Here is a 277-nt window from a genome sequence, read left to right as displayed (position 1 = left end):
AGTCGATCGGCGAGGCGATCCAGCGCTCGGTGAAGGAGCTCGACAAGATCCACGACATGTCCGGCTACCGCTCGCAGGCGGTCTCGAAGCTGCAGGAGATGTCGAAGGACACCGCCGACGACATCGGCAAGGCCAAGGACCGGTACTCGAAGACAGCGGCAGCCCTGCTCACCTACGCGGGCGAACTGCGCGAGGCGCAGGACGACGCCGACAAGGCGATCGCCCTCATCCAGCAGAAGCAGGGGGAAGCGGATGCGGCGCACAAGGCGGCGACGAC

Annotated in this window: 1 protein-coding gene; it reads left to right on the top strand. The window is 66.4% G+C overall.

What is annotated here, in order from left to right; all coding sequences use genetic code 11:
- The coding region (locus SB775_RS29050) for a hypothetical protein (RefSeq protein ID WP_410864675.1) at window positions 1-277 on the top strand (277 nt) is incomplete at both ends.

Source organism: Peribacillus sp. SIMBA_075 (assembly GCF_046534585.1).
Note: the sequence above shows the minus strand (reverse complement) of the source record. Positions and strands in the feature narration are given on the sequence as shown.